Raw genomic sequence first — 3475 nt, 5'->3', positions numbered from 1 at the left:
CGCCGCAGTGGGAGAGGGGTCGGGGGTGAGGGAACGTTAAAACCTATATTTCGAAGTGTTCCATCCAACTCAGCATGTGAGGTGGGAGAGGGGTCGGAGGTGAGGGACGGTTAGAACTTGTTGTTAAGCGCTGAACTATTACAATTTAAACTGAATAACAATAAAGACAAGCAGCAACATTTAAATCTTAGCATCTGAGGGCAGCAAACGATGAAGTTGATCGATTTACCCTATAGCTCACGGCGCATGCCAGCGATTGCGCGGCGTTCGATGGTGGCAACCAGTCAGCCACAGGCGGTTTTGGCTGGCTTATCGATGCTTGAACGTGGCGGTAATGCCGTCGATGCAGCGATTGCCGCCGCCGCAATGTTGACGGTCGTCGAGCCGACATCCAACGGGATTGGCAGCGATGCTTTTGCCTTGGTCTGGGATGGCCGCAAGTTGCATGGCCTCAATGGTTCAGGGCGTGCGCCGCAGGCGATCAGCCTAGAAACCATGCTCCAAACAGGCCATCAACAGATGCCAGCCTATGGTTGGCCGAGCGTAACTGTGCCTGGTACGCCGCGAGCTTGGCACGATCTGCATCAGCGTTTTGGGCGCTTAAATTTTGAAGAAGTGCTGATGCCAGCAATTAGTGCCGCCGAAGATGGCTTTGCGGTTACGCCCATAGTTTCACATTATTGGAATTTGGCTTTGCGCCGCTACGAAGCCATGACTGACCCCGCGACCAGTGCTTGGCTCAACACCTTTTCCTATCGTGGGCGTGCACCTAGTGCTGGCGATATGTGGCGTTCGCGGCGGCAATCGCGTACCTTGCGCCGCATCGCCCAAACTGGCGCTGATGATTTTTATACGGGTGAATTGGCAGGGCAAATTGTTGAATGGGCGCAGCAAACTGGCGGTTTTATCAACGTCGCCGATTTAGCCCAGCATACCAGCACTTGGATTGAGCCAATCAACACCAGCTATCGCGGCTATCAAGTCTGGGAAATTCCGCCGAATGGTCAAGGCTTGGCAGCGTTGATGGCCCTGAATATTTTAGAAGGCTTTGATCTGAGCCATACCACCCGCGATACCATTCAATCGTATCATATGCAAATCGAAGCCATGAAATTGGCCTTTGCCGATGCCTATCGCTACATTGCCGACCCTGAGCATGTTGAAGTGCCAACCAAACAATTGCTTTCTAAGCGCTATGCTGCTAGCCGCCGCAGCCTGATTGGCGAGTATGCGCTTGATCCACAGCATGGTCAGTTGCCGCAAGGTGGCACGGTCTACCTGTGTGCAGTCGATGGCGATGGCATGATGGTCAGCTTTATTCAATCGAACTATATGGGCTTTGGTTCAGGTGTGGTTGTGCCCGAAACCGGCATTGCCCTACAAAATCGTGGCGCGAACTTCTCGCTTGATCCGCAGCATCCCAATGTTTTAGCGCCCAATAAACGCCCCTTCCACACGATTATTCCTTCGTTTTTGACTCGCGATGGCGAGGCGGTTGGGCCGTTTGGGGTGATGGGCGGCGCGATGCAACCTCAAGGCCATGCCCAAATGATTTTGAACCGTGTTGATTGGCAGCTTAATCCACAAGCTAGCCTTGATGCACCGCGCTGGCAAGTTGGTGCTGGCCGTAAAGTTTATTTGGAATATGGCGTGCCCCAATTTATCGCTGAAGGCTTACGCGCCATGGGCCACGATGTCGAAATTCATGCTGAAGGTGGCATGTTTGGGCGTGGCCAAATTATCTGGCGCTTGCCCAATGGCTCATTGATCGGTGGCAGCGATATGCGGGCCGATGGCTGTGCTTTGGGCTTCTAAATCAAGCTAGTCCTAGATCTAACCTAGTTCAAACAGCTATGGCTTGGCTATAGCTGTTTTTTTGCATTCCAAAGGGCTAAAATTAAATTAATTATCAAGCCAGATCACCACCAATCACGCCAATAATCGCCCAAAGAACTAGGCCATTGATAGGACTAAATAGCATTGACGTTGGGCTAGGCCGCGTGGCAAGATTTGGCTAATCCTTACGTTTTAGCCAAATCTGTGTCTTGGGGAGTGTCGGTATGCAATTGCGCTCATTGCGGTCGTTGTTGACTGTTGATCGTGCTCGGGTCGGCTCATTATTAAGTGTTTTATTGGTAGGCTTGTTGGCTTGGATGCTGCCGCAGACCAATGCTCAGCCTGCTTTCGCTGCATCAAGCACCGTCGTGATTAGCCAAGTTTATGGGGGTGGCGGCTCTGCTACGGCTACTTACAAGAGTGATTACGTAGAATTGTTCAATTTGAGTGGTTCTGCTGTCTCTTTAAATGGCTTGTCGATTCAATATGCTTCAAGCACAGGGAACTTTAATGGTGTTTTCGCTTTACCAAATGCTACAATTCTACCTGGCAAATACTATCTCGTACAGCTATCTCTGGGTACAGGTCTAGGCGATATCCCAACTCCAGATGCAGCTTCTGGAACTAATATCGCTATGTCTGCAACTGCAGGTAAGGTTATTATTGCGAATACCACTACAGCATTAGGGTGTTCCACAAGCGCGACTTGTACTCCTGCTCAACAAGCCCAAATTATTGATCTCGTTGGTTATGGCACAGCTGCTAATTACTTCGAAGGTAGTGGGCCAACAGGTGCGCCAAGCAATACGACGAGCGTTATTCGTACCAATCCTTGTGTTGATGCCGATAATAATGCAACTGAATTTAGCGTGGGTACGCCAAACCCACGTAATACTGCCAGCCCTACGTTGAGCTGTTCAGCGGCCACCAATACACCAACGAACACGCCGACTAATACCGCGACCAACACACCAACCAGCACTCCAATTGTGCTTGGGGGCGATAATAATATCCTGTGGGATCAGCTCTATCACAGCGCCACTGCTGTAAATCCTCAACTTGAGCTTGTGCCAAACGAGAGCTACAGCTTTTTGCATAGTGCTAGTGGCACAATCGACGAAACCACGGCTGTGACGATTTCGGCATTAACTGATGCGCTTGATGTGCAAACGGTTAGCCTGCGCTACTGGGATGGAGCGAATTCGACTACAATTCCAATGACGAGGATTAAATCGTTGAGCGCTAGCTTTCGCAGCCAGCCAATCCATAGCTACGATTTGTGGCAGGCTAGCATTCCAGCTCAGCCAATCGGCACAAGCATTTTCTATCGGGTGATTGCTCAAGATGGTTCGGCCTCAGCCTATTTGAAGCACAATAATGGCCAATATGTGAATCCGCTTGGCCAACATGTGCGGGGCTTCAATGATGATCCCGATGATTATAGCTACACGGTTTTAGCGGCAAACCCAACTGCTACCCCAACGAATACCCCAACTAACACGCCAACGGATACCGCTACGCCGACGGCGACCAATACGCCAACCAATACACCAACCGATACGGCAACGCCAACGGCGAGCAACACGCCAACCAATACGCCGACCGATACGGCAACACCAACCAACACGCCAGTGGCTCC

1 protein-coding gene and 2 pseudogenes are annotated in these 3475 nt (G+C 51.0%); all 3 read left to right on the top strand.

Going from position 1 to position 3475, the window contains the following annotated elements; all coding sequences use genetic code 11:
• Nucleotides 1-210: 210 nt before the first annotated feature.
• Entirely contained in the window at nt 211-1815 is a 1605-nt protein-coding gene (locus tag DEF47_RS04175; protein ID WP_012188650.1) for a gamma-glutamyltransferase family protein, read from the top strand.
• A gap of 245 nt (nt 1816-2060) precedes the next feature.
• A pseudogene (locus tag DEF47_RS25140) lies at nt 2061-2447 on the top strand (lamin tail domain-containing protein); the annotation flags it as partial.
• A 24-nt stretch (nt 2448-2471) separates the two neighbouring features.
• Nucleotides 2472-3475 (top strand): annotated as a pseudogene (locus DEF47_RS04170) (hypothetical protein); the annotation flags it as partial.

The sequence above is a fragment of the Herpetosiphon sp. genome (assembly GCF_003512625.1).
In the GTDB taxonomy this organism is placed as follows: Bacteria; Chloroflexota; Chloroflexia; order Chloroflexales; family Herpetosiphonaceae; genus Herpetosiphon; species Herpetosiphon aurantiacus.
The sequence above is the reverse complement of the archived record's forward strand: the minus strand, read 5'-3'. Positions and strand labels throughout refer to the sequence as shown.